The sequence below is a fragment of the Planctomycetota bacterium genome, assembly GCA_018242585.1.
Taxonomy (GTDB): domain Bacteria; phylum Planctomycetota; class Planctomycetia; order Pirellulales; family PNKZ01; genus JAFEBQ01.
The window spans coordinates 1-16053 of the sequence record JAFEBQ010000045.1 but is presented as its reverse complement, the minus strand read 5'-3'; the positions used below and the strand labels follow the sequence as shown (position 1 = coordinate 16053).

The following is a 16053-nucleotide window of genomic DNA, read 5'->3' as shown; positions in this document are numbered from 1 at the left end:
GGTTTGACTATGGGAAAGAAGTTGTACGTGGGGAATCTGAGTTACAAGGTCTCTGACGCCGATTTGAGCGAGCTGTTTTCACAGTTCGGCGAAGTCCGCAGCGCTCAGGTAATTCAGGATCGTGAGACCGGGCGTAGCAAGGGCTTCGGCTTTGTCGAAATGGCCGATGACAACAGCGCTCAGCAAGCCATTCAGGCTTTGCACGAGAAGGAGCACGATGGCCGTCCGCTGACGGTCAACGAAGCTCGTCCGCGCGAAGATCGTGGCGGCGGCGGCGGTGGCGGCCGTGGTTACGGCGGCGGTGGTGGTGGTGGTCGCGGCGGCTACGGCGGCGGCGGTGGCCGTGGTGGTTACGGCGGTCGCGGCTAAGCCAAGACTGTGTATAAGCGACGACCGTAATAGGCCGTCGTCAACAGGCGAATACCAACTGAGGCCGGAGGGATTTATTTCCCTCCGGCCTCTTTTTGTTGGCTTTCAATTTGGCGCGATCAAGCCACGCGAAGCCTGTCGCCAAATTATTGACGCCGGTGCGGTTTACTTCGCTGGCAGCTTGGCCACCAGTTCACGCACCTCGGGCTTGTCGCCCAGCTTTTTGGCGATGGCCAGCGCCACGCGCACGCTGTCTTCCTTCAACTCGGGATTCGCGCTGGTCTTCACGGCCATCCGCAAGGCCGCCAACGTGGGCGAGCGCCCCAGCGTGTCGACGATCAGCTTCTGTTCGGTCGAACGCTGTGCCACGGCAAACGCCTTTTGGCACATGTCGACGCGCACGCCGTCTTGCTTGACGAACTGCCGCGCCAGTCGCATGTAGCCGCGCAGCGCACGGACCTGGTACTTCTCGCCCGGCGCGTTCTTGGCCAGGTCAAGCAGCACCGGCGCCGCTTCCAGGTTCATCCATTCGCCGAGCAACCGCGTGGCCACGTCTTGCAACTGGGGATCGTTCCCCTTGCCGGCGGCGGCCAACGTCTCGAGCGACTTGGCGCCCCCCATCGCGCCGAGGATTTCCAACAGCGTACACTTGGTTTCCAGCGGCGACTTGGCCATCACGGCAATCAACTGTGCGGCGCACTCTTCCCCCTCGGGCATGCGGACACAAGCGGCGCGCAACGCCTTCTGGGCCGCGGCGGCGTCCTCGGGATGTTTCGGGGCGCTGACTTCGTCGATCAGGATATTCAATTGTCGCAGTCCCACCGTGGCCCCCAGCGCCGTCAAAGCCGCGCTGCGCACCGAGGCGTCCGAGTGACCCGCCGCCTTGAGCAGCTCGGCGGTCGATTCGATCCGACGGAGGCCGACGATCTCGATCAGCACGGGCAGCATCGCCCCTTGAGCATTGGCCAGGCGTGACGTGATGTTGGCGTTGATCTTCTCGTCGGGCGTCGCGGCGATGGCGGCCTTGGCGGCGGCGGCCAACTCGGCGTCGTCACCAGTCGCGATCCGCAACAGCGGCTCGACGCAGCTATCGTCACCCAGGCGCGGCAACACGCCAATCGCGGCCAGCCGAACCGGCTTGGGTCCGCTGGTCGCGGCTTCGAGCACGGTCGGCAACACGCTGGTGTCACGACGGTCGGCCAGCACGGTCAGCAACAACGCGGCCCGATCGGGCGCGGCGCCGACCAGTTCGGCGGCGACGGCTTTGCCGACTTCGGCCCCCGGCAACTCGCGGGCGGTCGATAAGCCAATCTGAAAGAACGCCTTGTCCGACGAGCGCAATTGTTCGGTCAGCAAGGCGATGCCCCCGGCGCCGCGTGCCAGGATCGCGCCACGGGTGGCTTCGAGCTGCTTTTGCTTGGGTACAAAAGCCGCTCGAACTCGTTCGTAAATCTCGGCGGCGTCGGCCGCTTGGCCACTGGCCAGCAAGCGCTCGGCGCAGAGGATGTAGCCTTCGGCGACGGCAGGGCGCACATTGTCCGGCGCACCCTTCAGCGAAGAGCCAAGAATCCCGGTCGCAACGGAATTGCCGATTTGACCCAGCGCCACGGCCGCAGACGACGCGGCTTCAGCGTCCTGGTTCTTGAGCTGCGCGGCCAGCGTCTCAACTGCAGCGGCGTCACGACGGACGCCAATCGAATTGAGCGTGCCGACCAGCAACTTGCCCTTCAACGTCGGGACCGCGTTACGTAACGCCACGTCAACCGCCGGTTCGGGAATCGCTTCCAGCGCGATCCGCGCCCACGACGCCAGTTGTTCGTTCGACAACAGCTTGGCTAACTCGGGCACCGCGGCGGCCGAGCCGTACACGGACAGTTGCTTGCAAGCCACGGCCTTGTCGGCGGCCGGCGCGTCGGACTGCAAGAGTTGAATCAAGGCGCGTTCGTCGGTCTGGGCCGTGACCGGGCGATCTTCCGCCCGGGCGTACGTCGTGGCGAGCGCCAGTAACGTCGAGCAAACCGTCAGACAGCGAACCGTAAATCGAGTCGTATGCATGAAAGAGGTCCTTGTGTTCAGTGAAGCGTGAGAGGAAGAAAGCAAATCGACGTGTGACGGGACTTACACTCTCCACGGCTCACGCTGAGCCTCGCTGCGCAGGCGGTTCGCTTGGGCGTCGGCCACGAACTCGTTGGTCTTGTGATCGAAGGTCACTTTGCGATTCAGGTAGACCGCGATATTGGCGGCGTGACAGGCGATGTGCGCCTGGCAAGCGGCCTCGGCGTTCCCCTTGGGCTGGCTGCGCGACTTGACACAGTCGAGGAAGTCGCGGACGTGGAACGTCGCCGGGTAGCCGTCGATTTCGGCCACCTTTTGTCCAGCCAGCAGCGCCGGCGAGCTGAGGACCAGCTTGCCGCTGTCGCCGGCTTCGACCCAGCCTTGATCTCCTTCGAAGCGAACCGGGCACGAGCCCAGCGGCAACCAGCCGGTTTCGCGGAAGATCAACTCGACGCCGTTGGCATAGCGCGCCGAAAGCTGGCCGTCCTTGGGCGGGTTGTATTCAACCGGCGCGGGACAATCGCCGACCGCCCACTGGCACAAGTCGACGCAGTGCGAACCCCATTCCAGCACGCCGCCGCCACCAAAGGCGCCGATCATGCCGCCACCTTTTTCAAAGTTGAAGCCGTCGAGCAGCTTGGCGTTGTACGGACGCCACGCGGCGGGGCCCAGATACATGTCCCAATCGACGACTTCCTTGGCCGGTTCGGGCTCGGCGGGGAGCCAACCGCTGGTCAGCGCGATCATGCCGCGCGGGTGAGCATAGATGGTCTTCAACTTGCCGAGCTTGCCGGTTCGCGCCAGTTCGCAGGCATAGGCGAAGTGAGGCAGATTGCGGCGCTGGGTGCCGACCTGAAACACGCGGCCGGTGCGGCGAATCACATCGACCAAGGTCAGGCTTTGCGCAATGTTCTTGGTGCAGGGCTTTTCGCAGTAAATGTCCTTGCCGGCCTTGGCGGCGTAGAACGAAGCCAGCGCGTGCCAGTTGGGACCGGTGGCGATCAGCACCGCGTCGACGTCCTTGCGGTCGAGCACCTCGCGGAAATCACGATGCATGTCGCAGTTCTGGTTGCCGTAGCGTTCGTCAACCATTTTCTTGACCAGCGTGCGACGCGATTCCTTGACGTCGCAGACGGCGGTGAACTGGACGTCCTTCTGTTCCAGGAAGCAGCCCAGGTCATACAGCCCACGGTTGCCAATGCCGATGCCGGCGACGACGATCCGCTCGCTCGGCGGGACCGCGCCGTCGCGCCCCAAGGCCGAGCTAGGAATAATGTGCGGGGCCGCGAAGGCCGCGACGCCGGTCGAAGCCGCGGTCTTCAAAAACCGACGCCGTGGAATCCGTGAAGCCTTGTGCGACATGTCGACTCTCCTGATCGTGTTTCGGTGCGTGAGGGCGCGTGAGTTGGTCAGCGGGTGGCAGGACAAATCTGCGGAACATGCAGCATAACGATCGGCCGAACCGCTTGCCACTTTTGCCGCGTCGCAAGGGGAGAAAACGTCCCATTCGTCGCGGCCGAGTCGTAATAAATCGCCGGGAAACCTCGGCGAAACTGCCCACTGTTGCGTCCCCCGGGGCGATCGGGCCGCTCGCTTGTAACGCGGTCTTCGGCGTGCTAGTTGTAGTACCGATTGCCGCCGGCCGCGTTGACGCGTCGCGCAGCCTTATCCCCGCCGTATTACCCAAGAGTTTCTGGGAGTTAGCATGCCTCGTTTGATCAAGCCGTTGTCGTTCGCACTCGCATTGTTGGGGCTGATCGGTTCGGCCACGGCCGTTTACGCCGACGTCAAGCTGCCGAACATCTTCAGCAGCCACATGGTGTTGCAACAGCAACAAAAGAACAAAGTCTGGGGCCTGGCCGAGCCCGGCGAAGCGGTGACCGTCACGATCGGCGACCAGTCGCACCAGGCCACGGCCGACGCGCAAGGCGCCTGGTCCGTTTGGTTGAACCCGATGACGCCGGGCGAAGCGCTAGTGCTGACCGTCAAGGGGAAGAATGAAATCAAGCTCGACGACGTGCTGGTCGGCGAGGTTTGGATCTGCTCGGGCCAGTCGAACATGCAATGGAACGTGAAGCAGGCGAACGACCCGGACCTGGAGAAGCTATCGGCCAAGCACCCGAAGCTGCGGATGATCAACTTCCCGCAGATCGGCACGCAGGAGCCGAAGTGGTCGCACGATGACCGCAAGTGGATGGTCTGCTCGCCGGACACCGTCGAAAGCTTCTCGGCGGTCGGCTACTTCTTTGGCCGTCAGCTTCACCGGACGCTCGATGTGCCGGTCGGTTTGATCAACAACGCCTGGGGTGGCTCGGCTTGCGAAGCCTGGATCAATCGCGACGTGCTGTCGGCGGACCCGCGCTTCAAGGCAATGATGGATCGTTACGCTGGTATGGAGGCCCAGTTCGCCGCGCTCAAGCCCAAGGAAGCCGAACTGGACGAGGCCGACAAGAAGCAACTAGCCAACGTGCAAAGGCTGATGACGGGCAACGCTCGCCCGGCCAACATCTATAACGGCGTGTTGAAGTCGCACTTGGGCTACGGCATACGCGGCGCCATCTGGTACCAGGGCGAAACCAACGCCGGCCGCGCGTACCAGTATCGCGACCTGTTCCCGTTGATGATCAAGAACTGGCGCGATGAATGGGGCCAGGGGGATTTCCCGTTCTATTGGGTGCAACTGGCCGACTTCACCCCCGAGCAGACTCAGCCGGGCGAAAGCGATTGGGCCGAGCTGCGCGAGGCTCAGACGATGACCATGTCGCGGCTGCCCAACACCGGCGAAGCGGTGATCATCGACATCGGCGAAGGGAAGGACATTCACCCCAAGAACAAGGTCGATGTCGGTCGCCGCCTGGCCCGCTGGGCGTTGGCCAAGGACTACGGCGTGAAGATCGCCTATCACAGCCCGCAGTACAAAGCGATGGAGAAGCAGGGAAACAAGGTCGTGCTGACGTTCGACGATGTCGACGGCGGCTGGCGGCCGTTCGATGTGGCGAATCCGGTGGGCTTCGCGATCGCCGGCGACGACAAGAAGTTCGTCTGGGCCAACGGCAAGGTTTTGCCCAATGGCACGGTCGAAGTCTGGGCCGACCAAGTCAGCGAACCGGCCGCCGTTCGTTACGGCTGGGCCAACAACCCGGTCGTCAACATGTACAACGCCGCCGGGCTGCCGCTGACGCCGTTCCGCACCGACGATTGGCCGGGCGTCAGCGTGGGCAAAGAGTAAGCCAGCGCCGCGCGCCCGCGACGCAACCCGTCGCGGGCGCGCGGCATTTTCATTTAGCGACCGATTGATGCCTGACAAAAAAACGCTGGTGATTGGTTCGGCCGGGCGCGTCGGCACGGCCGCGGTCCAGGAACTTCATCGTTGCGGCATTCCGGTGCGCGGGTTTGATCTGGCGCCGACGCGCGACATCTCGGACTTCGTCGTCGGCAGCATCGGCGAACCGAGCGCGCTGCGCGCTGCGATGACCGATGTGGGCACGGTGATCCATCTGGCCGCCACGCCCGACGACGAGGACGACTTCTTCGCCGGCATCCTGCCCAACAACATCGTGGGGGTCTATCACGTGCTCGAAGCGGCGCGAGCCGCCGGCGTGCGCCGGTTGGTGCTGGCCAGCAGCGGGCAGGTGAACTGGTGGCAGCGCGAGACGGGGCCCCTACCCATCAAGGCCGACGATCCGCCCAGCCCACGCTACTGGTACGCGGCGACCAAGATGTTTCTCGAATCGATCGGCCGCGGCTTTGCGGAGCAGCACGGCATGGAAGTGATCGTCGTCCGGCTGGGCTGGTGTCCGCGGACCAAGGAACAAGTCGAAGAGATCGCGGTCACCGATTGGGCGCAGGATGTCTATTTGAGCCCCGGTGACGCGGGGCGGTTCTTTGCCTGCGCGGTCACCGCGCCGCCATTGAAGTTCGCCATCGTGTACGCCATGAGCAACTATCTGCACAAGTGCTACCACGACCTGGGCCCGGCCAAGACGTTGCTCGGCTACGCGCCCCAAGAACATTGGCCGCAAGGGGTGGAAGTGGTGCTCGGTAAGCCGTGGACGGGTGCGAAGTAGACGGTGCCCGGCGAGGCGCTTTGAAGTAGGTGACCTGGGTGGCACGCCCAAGCGAAGCGCAGGGCGTGGTGAATCGCCAGGCGGCATCAGCACATAAAAACAGCCGTCAACGAGTTACGTCGCCGGCTGTTTAGAAGAGCGGAGGGCACGGGAGTCGAACCCGCAACCGGTTTCCCGGCACGACATTTCCAGTGTCGCCGCTAGCCATTCGCTTACCCTCCGAAGGCTGTATCAATTCAACGTACGCTGCGCAGCCACGATTCGCAAGCCGTCCGGCGGGGGCAAACGGCAAGACGCTGGCGATTCAGCCGTAGGGTACGCACCCTGTGCGTACCGATGAACCCGCGAAGCGCACACAACAATGGGTGGCCCAGCCGCTTGTCGGCTGGATCGCGCTAGCGACGAGAACAAGCATGTGGCGAAGAATCACCGACGACGTTGCGCGTTCTTCTTGTTGCTGTCGCAACCCGGCCGACTAGCGGCCGGGCCATCCCTTGATTAGCGCTTGCGCTGAGCGAGATGCTTGGTACGCACGGGGTGCGTACCCTACGAGTCTCGCACGAGCTACGCACTGGTGGACAAGCCCAATAGTGTCCGGTATTTGGCTGGAGTGCAAGTGCCGAGTGTATCAGAGGGTGTTGGCAATCGTCGCGCACTCGCGTGGCTGGCGACGGCGCGACGAGGAGCGGCGCTCCGTGGCCGCCTTCCGCGCAGCATCAACCACCGGCACGCACGCCTGCGCGAACCCGGCTCGGTTACGCTTGATTTTTTGCGCGGGCCTTGCGCCGCGCCAGGCTCGCCCGATCGAGCGCGACGCGCCGTTCGCGTTCCGCCAGGATCGGCGCGATTTCCGCCAGGCTGGCCCCCTGGGCAGCCATGCCCAGCAGGCTGAAGGCGTACTTGCTCGGCTTGGCACCGCTGTGCAGATCCAGCAGCAGCACGCCGATCACCGCCACGTAGAAGCTGAGCAGGATGCCTGAACGCTGCTCGCTGATCAGGTGGCTGAAGTTGGCAAACACCTTGAGCCAACGAAAGAACAGCTCCACCTGCCAGCGATAGCGATAGATCGTGGCAATCACGCTGGCCTCGACATCGAGCAGATTGGTCAACAGCCGCACGACTTCGCCCCCGTCACCTTGCACCACCACTTCGCGGAGCGGGATGTCGGGAGCTGGACGATGGGGCGAACCGGCCAGTCGGCCTGGCTGGTCGCTGACGATCCCCTGGGCTTGCTCTGCCGCCGTCAGCGGGCGAGTTGTTTCGGCCACGAACCGTGGGCTGCGGGCTCCCGCCTCGCGCAAGCGATGGACGAAAAAGGCTTGGGCTTTCACCTGCGCCGCGAGCAACGCAAAGCTGAAAATCCCGCGGTCGTAGACGTGAATCGCGCCGGGCTGGATGCTGCGCGCGGCGCTCGCGGCTTCGCTGGTCCCTTGGCCGCAGACGTCGATCACTTCCGGCAGCCAGTTGCCAATGTCCAGATGCAGATCGAGCCGCACTCCGGCGTGACGGCGGCTGCCGGCGCTCCGCTGCTTGATGGCCCAAGCCACATCGGCGGCCACGGCAAAAAACGACCCGTCCACCGCCAGCACCTTGGCGAGCGTGGCCGGCAGATCGGCGGGACGCGGGCCTCCTTGGGCTTGGGCAGCCGCGTGCAAACGCTGAATCAGCGGCTGCAGCAGCGTCGGATCGACCAGGGCATGAAAGTCGGACAGCGTGCTCTTGCACAGACGCCGCACGGTCAAATGCCGCTGCGCTTGGCGCGTCTGGCTGAAGTCTTCCAGCGTCCGTAAACTACGGAGCGTGGGATTGAAAAACGCCAGCAGATGAGCCACCACCACATCGTCCAGGAGCAACTGCTGATTGCCGTGCGCCGCCTGGTTGCGCAACTGACGAACGTGCTGCTCCAGCAGACGCACCTGCCGACCCCCCTGGACGGTTTCAGGCCAGATCGGCAACGGCTCCGGACGCTTCGCACCCTTTCGCATACGCGTAGTCTGCGCCAACTCGAAGAATCGCGCAACCCCAAACGGCCAAAAAAATTCCCGGTCAGTATTGGGACAAGCCACCAGTGGCACCAGTCGGCAATGAGAATCCTAAACGGAATGCTATCGGCGAAAGATCACTGGCCGACGGCCGCGGCCCACCGCTCGCGTTACGTCGCGAACCGGCGTCGTCATCCTTGACGGACGCGCGGTTGGTTCGCGACGGGCTAAGTTCCCTCTTAGCAGTTGATCGAGTGGAGCAGTGGGCGAGATCGTTGATGAGGTTGGTGATTCAGAGCGGACGATCGCAGCGGCGTGAGGAGTGAAAAACTTTTCTCTTCAGCAGTCGCCAGGTTTTTTGTCTCTCATTCACCCAGCGCGCGTGATCTTAACCGATGATCTGAATTTGGCAACACTCTTGTGCGCACGTTGTCGGAAAAATTTTATTTCTTCTTCGCGTCGCCGTGGTCGTGGTGATGATGATTGTGATCGTGCTCGTGCGCTTCGTGTTCGAGCGCGCCGGTGTAGGACTTACCAGCGATCGTCGCCGCGAGCGAGCACTTCACATCGAAGTTGCCGCTCAGCAAACTGCACAGCGCGTCGTTCGTGATCTCGTACTTGCCGTCGGCCACCTTGGCCAGTGTGTAGTCGACCGTCTTCCCCTTGTCGTCGAACGTCAGCTTCACCTCAGCGGGCAGGCTCTCGGCCGCCGGCATCGCCTTGGCCGCGCCGTCGAGCAAGTAGATCGCCACGCGATGTTTCTCGTCGTTATGCGTCAATTCCGCGTGAAAAGCATCTTCGCCCAACTCGATCAAATGGCCGCCGTGCGGGCCGAGCGCTTCGTGTTCGTGGTCATGATCGTGATCATGGTCGTGACCACCTTTCGTGCCTTGCGAACAACCGGCCAGCGCAGCGGCCGCGGGCACAAGCAACGAACCCAGGAACCAACGACGAGTGCGAATCATCCGAACCTCATGAGCAGAGAAAGAAGAGCGTGCGACGCGGCACAAGCGACATTCCAAACATTGTCGACAGATTCGTCAAGGGTCCGCGCACACTCGCGCCCGCGCTTGAGTTACACTAAACCACCCGGCGCTGGCGCTAGCATCGAGTGATAGTGCCAGCGCGAGCCATCGTCGATGTTCACCCGTGCAGCAGTCCTCGCATGAAGCCGATCGTCCTCAGTTCGCGTCAACACCCATTGTGCAAGTTGATTCGCGCGCTCGACCAGCCGCGCCAGCGCCGCCAGCGCGGCTTGTTCATCGCACCAGGGCGTCGCGCTATCGCCGTGGCGCTAGCTGTCGGTTGGCCGCTGGAACAGATCGTCGTCGCCGCCGACGAACGGAGCGAGCATTGGATCGACGAGGCGCACGGGGCGAAAGTTCCGGTGGCGTTCGTCGAGCGCGGACTGCTGGCCTATCTGAGTGATGTGCCGAGCGCGCCCGAGGCGATCGCGCTAGCAAAGCTTCCCGTCGCCGATGATAGCGCCCCCTTGCCCGATGGGCTGTCGATCGTGCTCGATCGGATTGGCGATGCCGGCAACGTCGGCACATTGATTCGCAGCGCCGACGCTGCCGGCGCCAGCGCGGTCGTCGCCACCGAGCAAAGCGCCGACGCGTTCAGCCTGAAGGCGGTCCGCGCCTCGGCCGGCAGCATCTTTCATCTGCCGCCGCGCCTATTCAGCCAGCGCGAACCGGCCAACCTGATTGCGCGCTTCGCGCACGAAAAGATTCCGATTGTCGTGGCCGCGGCGCACGGCGCGACCGACGGGTTGGAGTTCGACTGGCCGCGGCGCGCGGCGCTGGTCTTGGGGCACGAGTCGCAAGGGCTGGCCCCCGAATGGCTGAGCGCGGCGACGGCGCACGTCACGATTCCAATCTATGGTCGGGCCGAATCGTTGAACGTCGCCACGGCTGGCGCGCTGTTGATGTACGCCTGGCGACGCCGGTGGCGTTGACGCACCTCGTTGGCAATCTCGCCCCTACCACCGGCACAATCGTTACGACCGGACGTCCGTTGCGCCGGCCGTGCCGTCGCGGACAACTCGTGCGCGTTATACCGTGCGCTGGCGAAAATCTTTGGGCTTTTTACCCTCCCCGCAAAGGCGTCAGAGTTTAGCTGCGTGTTATATTTTCACGCTCAACAGCTAAGCCCTAGCGTGGCAGATTCTGCCCTCGCCGCCGGGCTTAAGAGCCCTGACCGTGCCCGCCTTCAAATCAAATCAAACTACAGGACCGGGGGGGATTGCACATGACCAAGCTAGCCAAGAACGAAGTCGCCACCAATCGCCGCACCAGCAACGATCGCCGCGGCAACGAACGTCGTCAGAACAGCGCTCCGGTCGAAGTTGAACGCCGTGGCGTCGAACGCCGTGAAAAGGTACAGCGCCGCCGGCAGATCGACCCCACCACCTGCGAACGCGACTACACGACCGAAGAAGTCGAATTCATGAACGCCATGGAAGTCTACAAGCGGGCTAGCGGCCGCATGTTCCCCACCTGCAGCGAAGTGCTCGAAGTGATCCGCGGCCTGGGCTATATGAAGGTCGCCGCGCCGATCGTCTCGGTCACCTGCACCACGCCGGCGGGCGATAGCAGCGTCACCTGCTAGTCGACGTCGCCTAAGAATCGACCCGCGCCAGCAAACAAACTATTCAACGGCCCGCCTCGATAACTCCGGGGCGGGCCGTTGTCGTTTCCTAGGGCCGGAAAATGTCTCTCGAGGTACGCGTCACATCAGCGCGTGCCAGCACGGCAAACTGGCATTGACCGCTGGCGGGCTCCTGTTATAGTCCCGCCCCCGCAACCCGCAGAGTCGGCCCACGCTCGCCGCGATCGTGTAGTAAGCTGCGCGACGCGCTGACGATTACGTAAACTTTTCCGGTTAGTTTGAAGATGACGCCTGCTGGCGGTCGATGACGGACGACAAGGTTCGCTCATCGGCGGCAGACTTGTCGCTAGCCAGGCGGCTTGAACCCCTCAGGGACGAGGAACGTCGGTATCAGGAGTGGCAGGGACGCCACGCCGACCGCGTTTCCGCCCACAACTATCTACAAGGGCGACGCGCTCATGCGTTCAACGATTTTCCGGCTTGCCGTGGCTGGCTCGGTCATGATTTGCTCCAGCGGTTGCCGCACCGGCGCCAATGGTTGGTCGCTGCCGTCGTTTGCCAAGAAGAAGCCGCCGGCCAACGCCGCTTACGCTGGAACGACTTCGCCCAGTTACCCGACCCTGCCCACCGCCGGCGCCACGCCCACCACGCCAGGTTCGTCGAACCCGTACGCCGCTGGCGGCGCGAATCCTTACACCACGGCCGCCACGGCCACGCCGACCGGCGCGAGCGCGCCCTATCCAATTGGTAACGGCTATCCGGCCGCTGGTTCGTACCCGGCCGCGGGGGCTGGCTATGCCTCGACCCCGACGCCGACCACCACGACCAATCCATATGCCGCTGCCGGCTATTCGTCGCCGAGCACCTATCCGAACAGCTACCCGGCGGCCGGAGCCTCGGCCGCGACGGCTGGCACGTCGTATCCTTCGGCCACTTCGTACCCGACGGCGACAGCCGCGGCCACGACGCCGAGCGCCACTGGCAATGGGTACGCCGCGAACGCCTACAACGCGGGAACGACCGCGGCCGCCAATCCGTACAGCGCCGCGGCGAACCCGACGGCGGCGGTCCCGGCAACCACGCCGGCTAGCGCCTATCCGACGACGGCCGCGACGGTTCAGACTCCGTACACCCCGGGCCAGACCGGCTACCAGACGCCGGGCTATCCAACGGCTGCTACGACGGGCGGATACGCCACGGCCAGCGCCACAAGCGCCCCGGGCACCGGCACACGCTATGTCGACGTCGCTGCTCAACAGGGTGGCGCTTCGGCCGCGGGGAGCCCCGTGCGCACCGCCGCGGTCCCGGCCGAATACGCCGCCGGCAACACTGCTTATCCGTCGACCGCGACGACCGCCCAGGCGCCGTATACGCCGGGCCAGACGGGCTACACGCCGGGCAACACGGGCTATACGCCGCCGTCAACGCCGGCCTATTCGTCCCCCGCCACGCAGTACACGACTCCGAACGCGCCGACTTCGTACCGCCCAGGCAGCACGAAGGAATATGCACCGGCAGTTGGCGCGGGTGCGTCGGCCAATCCTCAGGGAGTGCAGCCGGCCAGTTACTCGACCGCTGCCTTGCCAAGCTCGCCGAGCGCCACCGCTCCGGCCACGTCGGCGGCCTATTCAACGGCCGCGCCGACCGCTGTGCCGCCGGCTTCAAGCACTCCGGCCGCCACGACGCCGGGTATCTCGGTCCCTGCCTACGGGCAGTAAACATCGGGTGAGCTGATCGAGCGCGCCTCGTAGCGACCGCCGTCAAGCAGCAGATCGTTGCCACGGTTGGCGTGGTTGACCACGGCGCTTGCTCCTACGGCTTCACGACGAGCGCGAGCTTGGTTCGCGCTCGCGGCGCTCCTCATCGCTGGCCGCTTCAAGCCGCATGTTCGCGCCATGTGGAATTGCGTTACGGCCCCTTAAATCGGTGCGCCGATTGCGACGATTCCATCTTCGGGTCAGGGACGACTTTTTTCTTTTGAGACCGTGACGCATGGCTCGGCAGCGGCATCCCATCAATCGACCAGACACGGAGGTCGAAATGTCACCGCGCCGCAAGCTGCGAATCGATCGGGCCGAGCCCGAAGCGGTCAAAGGGCCGTTAGCGCCCGAAAAGTCCCCCCAGCAGGCAGCCAGCGCCTCGTCCGAGGGCGCAGAGCCGGTGGAGAACTGTCCGGTGGTCCGTTGCCATAGCGTGTTGCTGCGCCGGTCGGGGCGCGGCCGCACGCGGATCACGTTCTTCTAAGCTGGCCGGCTTGGCGTTATCTTAGTGGTCTCGGCCACTCCTCTCCTCAAGCCCAAGAATAGAGCGATTCTCGCTAGGTTCTGGTGTCTGGGTGGCACGCCCGTCCTTCGGGCGTGGGGAAGCATGTACCGCCCCAATATTTGATTGACGATTCCCCACGCCCTGCGCTGCGCTTGGGACGTGCCACCCCAGTTGCAGTTTCCGGGAAGCTGTTCTCGCTGTCCCTGGGTCGGGGTTCGCACGAGATTCTACCCAGGGACGGCTATCCCTGGGCTTTGCTGGGGCGGGACGCTTCTCGCCGCGCCCTGGAACACTCGTTCCCGCTGGTTGCTCCCCCCACCCACTTGGCTTATCTTGTCGGGTTGATCGACCCTTAGCGAGTAATCGCCCTGCGCCGAAACAACCTTCGAGCCGGCGATGACCGCTCGTGGCAACCGATAATCGGGCCAGTTCCGGGAGAGGAAAACATGATGCGTTCCATTCTGTGCTCAAGGCGGGCCGTGGCCTTGGCGGCCGTCGCGTGGTGTTGTGCCGCGACGATCCAGGCCGAGATCAAGCTGCCGGCCGTGATCGGCAGCAACATGGTGTTGCAACAAGGCAAGCCGGTGAACGTCTGGGGCCAGGCCGACCCGGGCGAAAAGGTAATGGTTGCGCTGGCCGGACAGTCGGCCGAGGCCACCGCCGGCGCCAATGGCCGCTGGCGATTGGCCATCGAGCCGCCCGCCTTGGGTGGCCCGTACGAGATGACGATCACGGGCAAGAACCGCATCGAGTTGAACAACATCCTGGTCGGCGAAGTTTGGGTCTGCTCGGGTCAGTCGAACATGGAGTGGACCGTCGCCCGCTCCAAGAACCCGCAAGCGGAAATCGCCGCGGCCAAGTTTCCGAAGATTCGGCTGTTTACGGTTACCAAGGCCCTGAGCAACGACGAGGCCAAGAGTGACTGTGTCGGCCAATGGGTCGAATGCAGCCCCGAGACCGTGCCGAACTTCTCGGCAGTGGGTTACTTCTTTGGCCGCGAACTGCACCAACGGCTGAACCAACCGATCGGGCTGATCAACACGTCCTGGGGCGGCACGCCGGCCGAAGCCTGGACCACGCGAGCGACCTTGGCCGCGAACGAGTTGCTCAAGCCGATCGACGAGCGCGGCACCCAGGGGGTGCAAAATCTGGCCGAGGCCGAGAAGAAGTTCGCCGAAGAGATGGCCAAATATCGGGAAGCTGACAAGCAGGCCGTGGCCGATAAGCAGCCTCGCCCGCGGGCGCCGCGTCCGCCGCTGGCCAAAGGGCCGAGCTTTCCCAGCACCTTGTACAACGCGATGGTCAATCCGCTGGTACCGCTGGGCATTCGCGGCGTCATTTGGTACCAGGGCGAGGCCAACGCCGGTCGGGCGTTCCAGTACCGAACACTGTTGCCGGCCCTGATTGGCGATTGGCGCAAGGCGTTTGGCCAGGGTGATTTTCCATTTCTGGTGGTGCAGTTGGCGAACTACAGCCCCAGCCGGCCCGAATTGTCGAACAGCACTCAACAAAGCGCGTGGGCCGAACTGCGCGAGGCCCAGACGATGACCGCGGCCAACGTGCCGAATTGCGGCTTGGCGGTATCGATCGACATCGGCGACGCGCTGGATATTCACCCCACCAACAAGCAAGACGTCGGTCGCCGGCTGGCCCTGGCCGCGCTGGCCAAGACGTACCAGCAACAGGTCGAGTACTCGGGCCCTTGGTACGCCGGCAACGATCGTGAAGGTTCGACGATCCGCATTCGTTATCAGCACGCCGGCGACGGATTGGTGGCCAAGGGTGAAAAGTTGCTGGGCTTTGCCATTGCCGGCGCTGACAAGAAGTTTGTCCCGGCCGAGGCCCGGATCGATGGCGAGACGGTCGTGGTGTCGAGCGACCAGGTCGCCGAACCGGTGGCCGTGCGCTATGCCTGGGCCGATAACCCGAACTGCAACTTGTACAACAAGGCCGGGCTGCCGGCGGTGCCGTTCCGAACCGACGATTGGGCAGGCGTGACATTCGCGGCGCGGTAACGCGCGGGGCTCGCTGTCCCCCGCGGGCCGAAAGCTAACGACAACCCGCCAAGTCTCCGTGCCGTCGTCATGCTTCGGTTTTCAAAACTGAATCTTGCATTGCGGAAGCGCCGCGCGCAATCGCGTTATCGTCGCGTCGGTCGCTTTGACGTTCTTCAAAGTTAGCACTTGAATCTGCTGCATTCCGGCTAGCTTGTTAAGGCCAGCGTCGTCGATCGCGGTAAACGACAAGTCGAGTTCTTGCAGTTGCGGAAACACACGCAGTTGCTCGATGGCCTCGTTCGTGATGGGCGTGTGATTTAGCAGCAACTTTCGCATCTGCGGGAAAGCGCGCAGCGAGACCCAACCGGTACTGGTGACGCGCGTGTTGGAGAGTCCAAGATAGGTGAGATTGGTCAGGCCCTTGATCGTCTCCATGTCCGCGTCGGTGACCGGCGGCAAGTTGCCAAGAAGCAATGTGTTCAGATTCTTGAGACCGCGCAAATGCACGAGCCCCGCGCCGGTAATCTTGGAAGTCGCCAGCGACAACTCAGTCAGATGGGTTAGCCCTTCGATATGGGGCAAGGCGGCGTCGGTGATTGATGTCGCCTCCAGCCGCAGATTGGTCAGATTCGTCAATCCTTCGAGATTGACCAAATCATCGTCCTTCAGTTCTCGGTCTTGAAATAAATCCTAGTTAATCCACCGCCT

Annotated in this window: 13 protein-coding genes and 1 tRNA gene; 8 read left to right on the top strand and 6 right to left on the bottom strand. The window is 63.7% G+C overall.

Features of this window, described 5'->3' with window-relative positions:
* Positions 1–9: 9 nt before the first annotated feature.
* Complete coding sequence (locus JSS27_19855; GenBank protein ID MBS0211205.1) at positions 10–369, top strand: RNA-binding protein; 360 nt, start codon at positions 10–12, stop codon at positions 367–369.
* 165 nt (positions 370–534) lie between these two features.
* Here the strand turns inward: JSS27_19855 and JSS27_19850 are convergent, their stop codons facing one another.
* Together JSS27_19850 and JSS27_19845 are read right to left on the bottom strand one after the other, a co-directional pair.
* Positions 535–2424 (bottom strand): PBS lyase, encoded by a 1890-nt coding sequence (locus tag JSS27_19850; protein ID MBS0211204.1) that lies wholly within the window; start codon positions 2422–2424, stop codon positions 535–537.
* Positions 2425–2487: 63 nt separating this feature from the next.
* The gene (locus tag JSS27_19845; GenBank protein MBS0211203.1) at positions 2488–3786 is read right to left on the bottom strand and encodes a Gfo/Idh/MocA family oxidoreductase; all 1299 of its coding nucleotides are present in this window, start codon (positions 3784–3786) and stop codon (positions 2488–2490) included.
* A gap of 343 nt (positions 3787–4129) precedes the next feature.
* On the opposite strand from JSS27_19845, the gene JSS27_19840 reads away from it, so the two are divergent.
* Entirely contained in the window at positions 4130–5653 is a 1524-nt protein-coding gene (locus JSS27_19840) for a sialate O-acetylesterase (protein ID MBS0211202.1), read from the top strand.
* Between the two features lie 67 nt (positions 5654–5720).
* Positions 5721–6491 (top strand): NAD(P)-dependent oxidoreductase, encoded by a 771-nt coding sequence (locus tag JSS27_19835; protein MBS0211201.1) that lies wholly within the window; start codon positions 5721–5723, stop codon positions 6489–6491.
* 139 nt (positions 6492–6630) lie between these two features.
* On the opposite strand, the gene JSS27_19830 is transcribed toward JSS27_19835, so the two are convergent.
* The 3 genes from JSS27_19830 to JSS27_19820 form a co-directional block, all read right to left on the bottom strand.
* Positions 6631–6712, bottom strand: a tRNA-Ser gene (locus JSS27_19830).
* 534 nt (positions 6713–7246) lie between these two features.
* Positions 7247–8476 carry an IS4 family transposase gene (locus JSS27_19825; protein ID MBS0211200.1) on the bottom strand — a complete coding sequence of 410 codons (1230 nt, stop codon included), beginning with the start codon at positions 8474–8476 and terminating at the stop codon, positions 7247–7249.
* A 440-nt stretch (positions 8477–8916) separates the two neighbouring features.
* A complete protein-coding gene (locus JSS27_19820; GenBank protein MBS0211199.1) occupies positions 8917–9438 on the bottom strand; it encodes a hypothetical protein in 522 nt (173 codons plus the stop codon).
* A 200-nt stretch (positions 9439–9638) separates the two neighbouring features.
* Here JSS27_19820 and JSS27_19815 point away from each other — a divergent pair, with 200 nt between their 5' ends.
* The 5 genes from JSS27_19815 to JSS27_19795 all read left to right on the top strand — a co-directional run bounded on the left by JSS27_19815 (position 9639) and on the right by JSS27_19795 (position 15363).
* Positions 9639–10430, top strand: coding sequence for an RNA methyltransferase (locus JSS27_19815; protein MBS0211198.1), 792 nt, complete (start codon positions 9639–9641; stop codon positions 10428–10430).
* A gap of 293 nt (positions 10431–10723) precedes the next feature.
* Positions 10724–11083: a hypothetical protein gene (locus JSS27_19810; GenBank protein MBS0211197.1), complete on the top strand. Its 360-nt coding sequence runs from the start codon at positions 10724–10726 to the stop codon at positions 11081–11083.
* 458 nt (positions 11084–11541) lie between these two features.
* Complete coding sequence (locus JSS27_19805) at positions 11542–12801, top strand: hypothetical protein (GenBank protein MBS0211196.1); 1260 nt, start codon at positions 11542–11544, stop codon at positions 12799–12801.
* 322 nt (positions 12802–13123) lie between these two features.
* Positions 13124–13327, top strand: coding sequence for a hypothetical protein (locus JSS27_19800; GenBank protein ID MBS0211195.1), 204 nt, complete (start codon positions 13124–13126; stop codon positions 13325–13327).
* 470 nt (positions 13328–13797) lie between these two features.
* Positions 13798–15363, top strand: coding sequence for a sialate O-acetylesterase (locus tag JSS27_19795; protein MBS0211194.1), 1566 nt, complete (start codon positions 13798–13800; stop codon positions 15361–15363).
* Between the two features lie 81 nt (positions 15364–15444).
* Here JSS27_19795 and JSS27_19790 read toward each other — a convergent pair whose 3' ends face one another.
* Entirely contained in the window at positions 15445–15999 is a 555-nt protein-coding gene (locus JSS27_19790; GenBank protein ID MBS0211193.1) for a hypothetical protein, read from the bottom strand.
* Positions 16000–16053 lie beyond the last annotated feature (54 nt).

Bases quoted from the DNA above. Each gene is read 5' to 3' on its own strand.
- JSS27_19855 (MBS0211205.1), top strand. From the start codon at position 10: ATGGGAAAGAAGTTGTACGTGGGGAATCTGAGTTACAAGGTCTCTGAC.
- JSS27_19850 (MBS0211204.1), bottom strand. From the start codon at position 2,424: ATGCATACGACTCGATTTACGGTTCGCTGTCTGACGGTTTGCTCGACG.
- JSS27_19845 (MBS0211203.1), bottom strand. From the start codon at position 3,786: ATGTCGCACAAGGCTTCACGGATTCCACGGCGTCGGTTTTTGAAGACC.
- JSS27_19840 (MBS0211202.1), top strand. From the start codon at position 4,130: ATGCCTCGTTTGATCAAGCCGTTGTCGTTCGCACTCGCATTGTTGGGG.
- JSS27_19835 (MBS0211201.1), top strand. From the start codon at position 5,721: ATGCCTGACAAAAAAACGCTGGTGATTGGTTCGGCCGGGCGCGTCGGC.
- JSS27_19825 (MBS0211200.1), bottom strand. From the start codon at position 8,476: ATGCGAAAGGGTGCGAAGCGTCCGGAGCCGTTGCCGATCTGGCCTGAA.
- JSS27_19820 (MBS0211199.1), bottom strand. From the start codon at position 9,438: ATGATTCGCACTCGTCGTTGGTTCCTGGGTTCGTTGCTTGTGCCCGCG.
- JSS27_19815 (MBS0211198.1), top strand. From the start codon at position 9,639: ATGAAGCCGATCGTCCTCAGTTCGCGTCAACACCCATTGTGCAAGTTG.
- JSS27_19810 (MBS0211197.1), top strand. From the start codon at position 10,724: ATGACCAAGCTAGCCAAGAACGAAGTCGCCACCAATCGCCGCACCAGC.
- JSS27_19805 (MBS0211196.1), top strand. From the start codon at position 11,542: ATGCGTTCAACGATTTTCCGGCTTGCCGTGGCTGGCTCGGTCATGATT.
- JSS27_19800 (MBS0211195.1), top strand. From the start codon at position 13,124: ATGTCACCGCGCCGCAAGCTGCGAATCGATCGGGCCGAGCCCGAAGCG.
- JSS27_19795 (MBS0211194.1), top strand. From the start codon at position 13,798: ATGCGTTCCATTCTGTGCTCAAGGCGGGCCGTGGCCTTGGCGGCCGTC.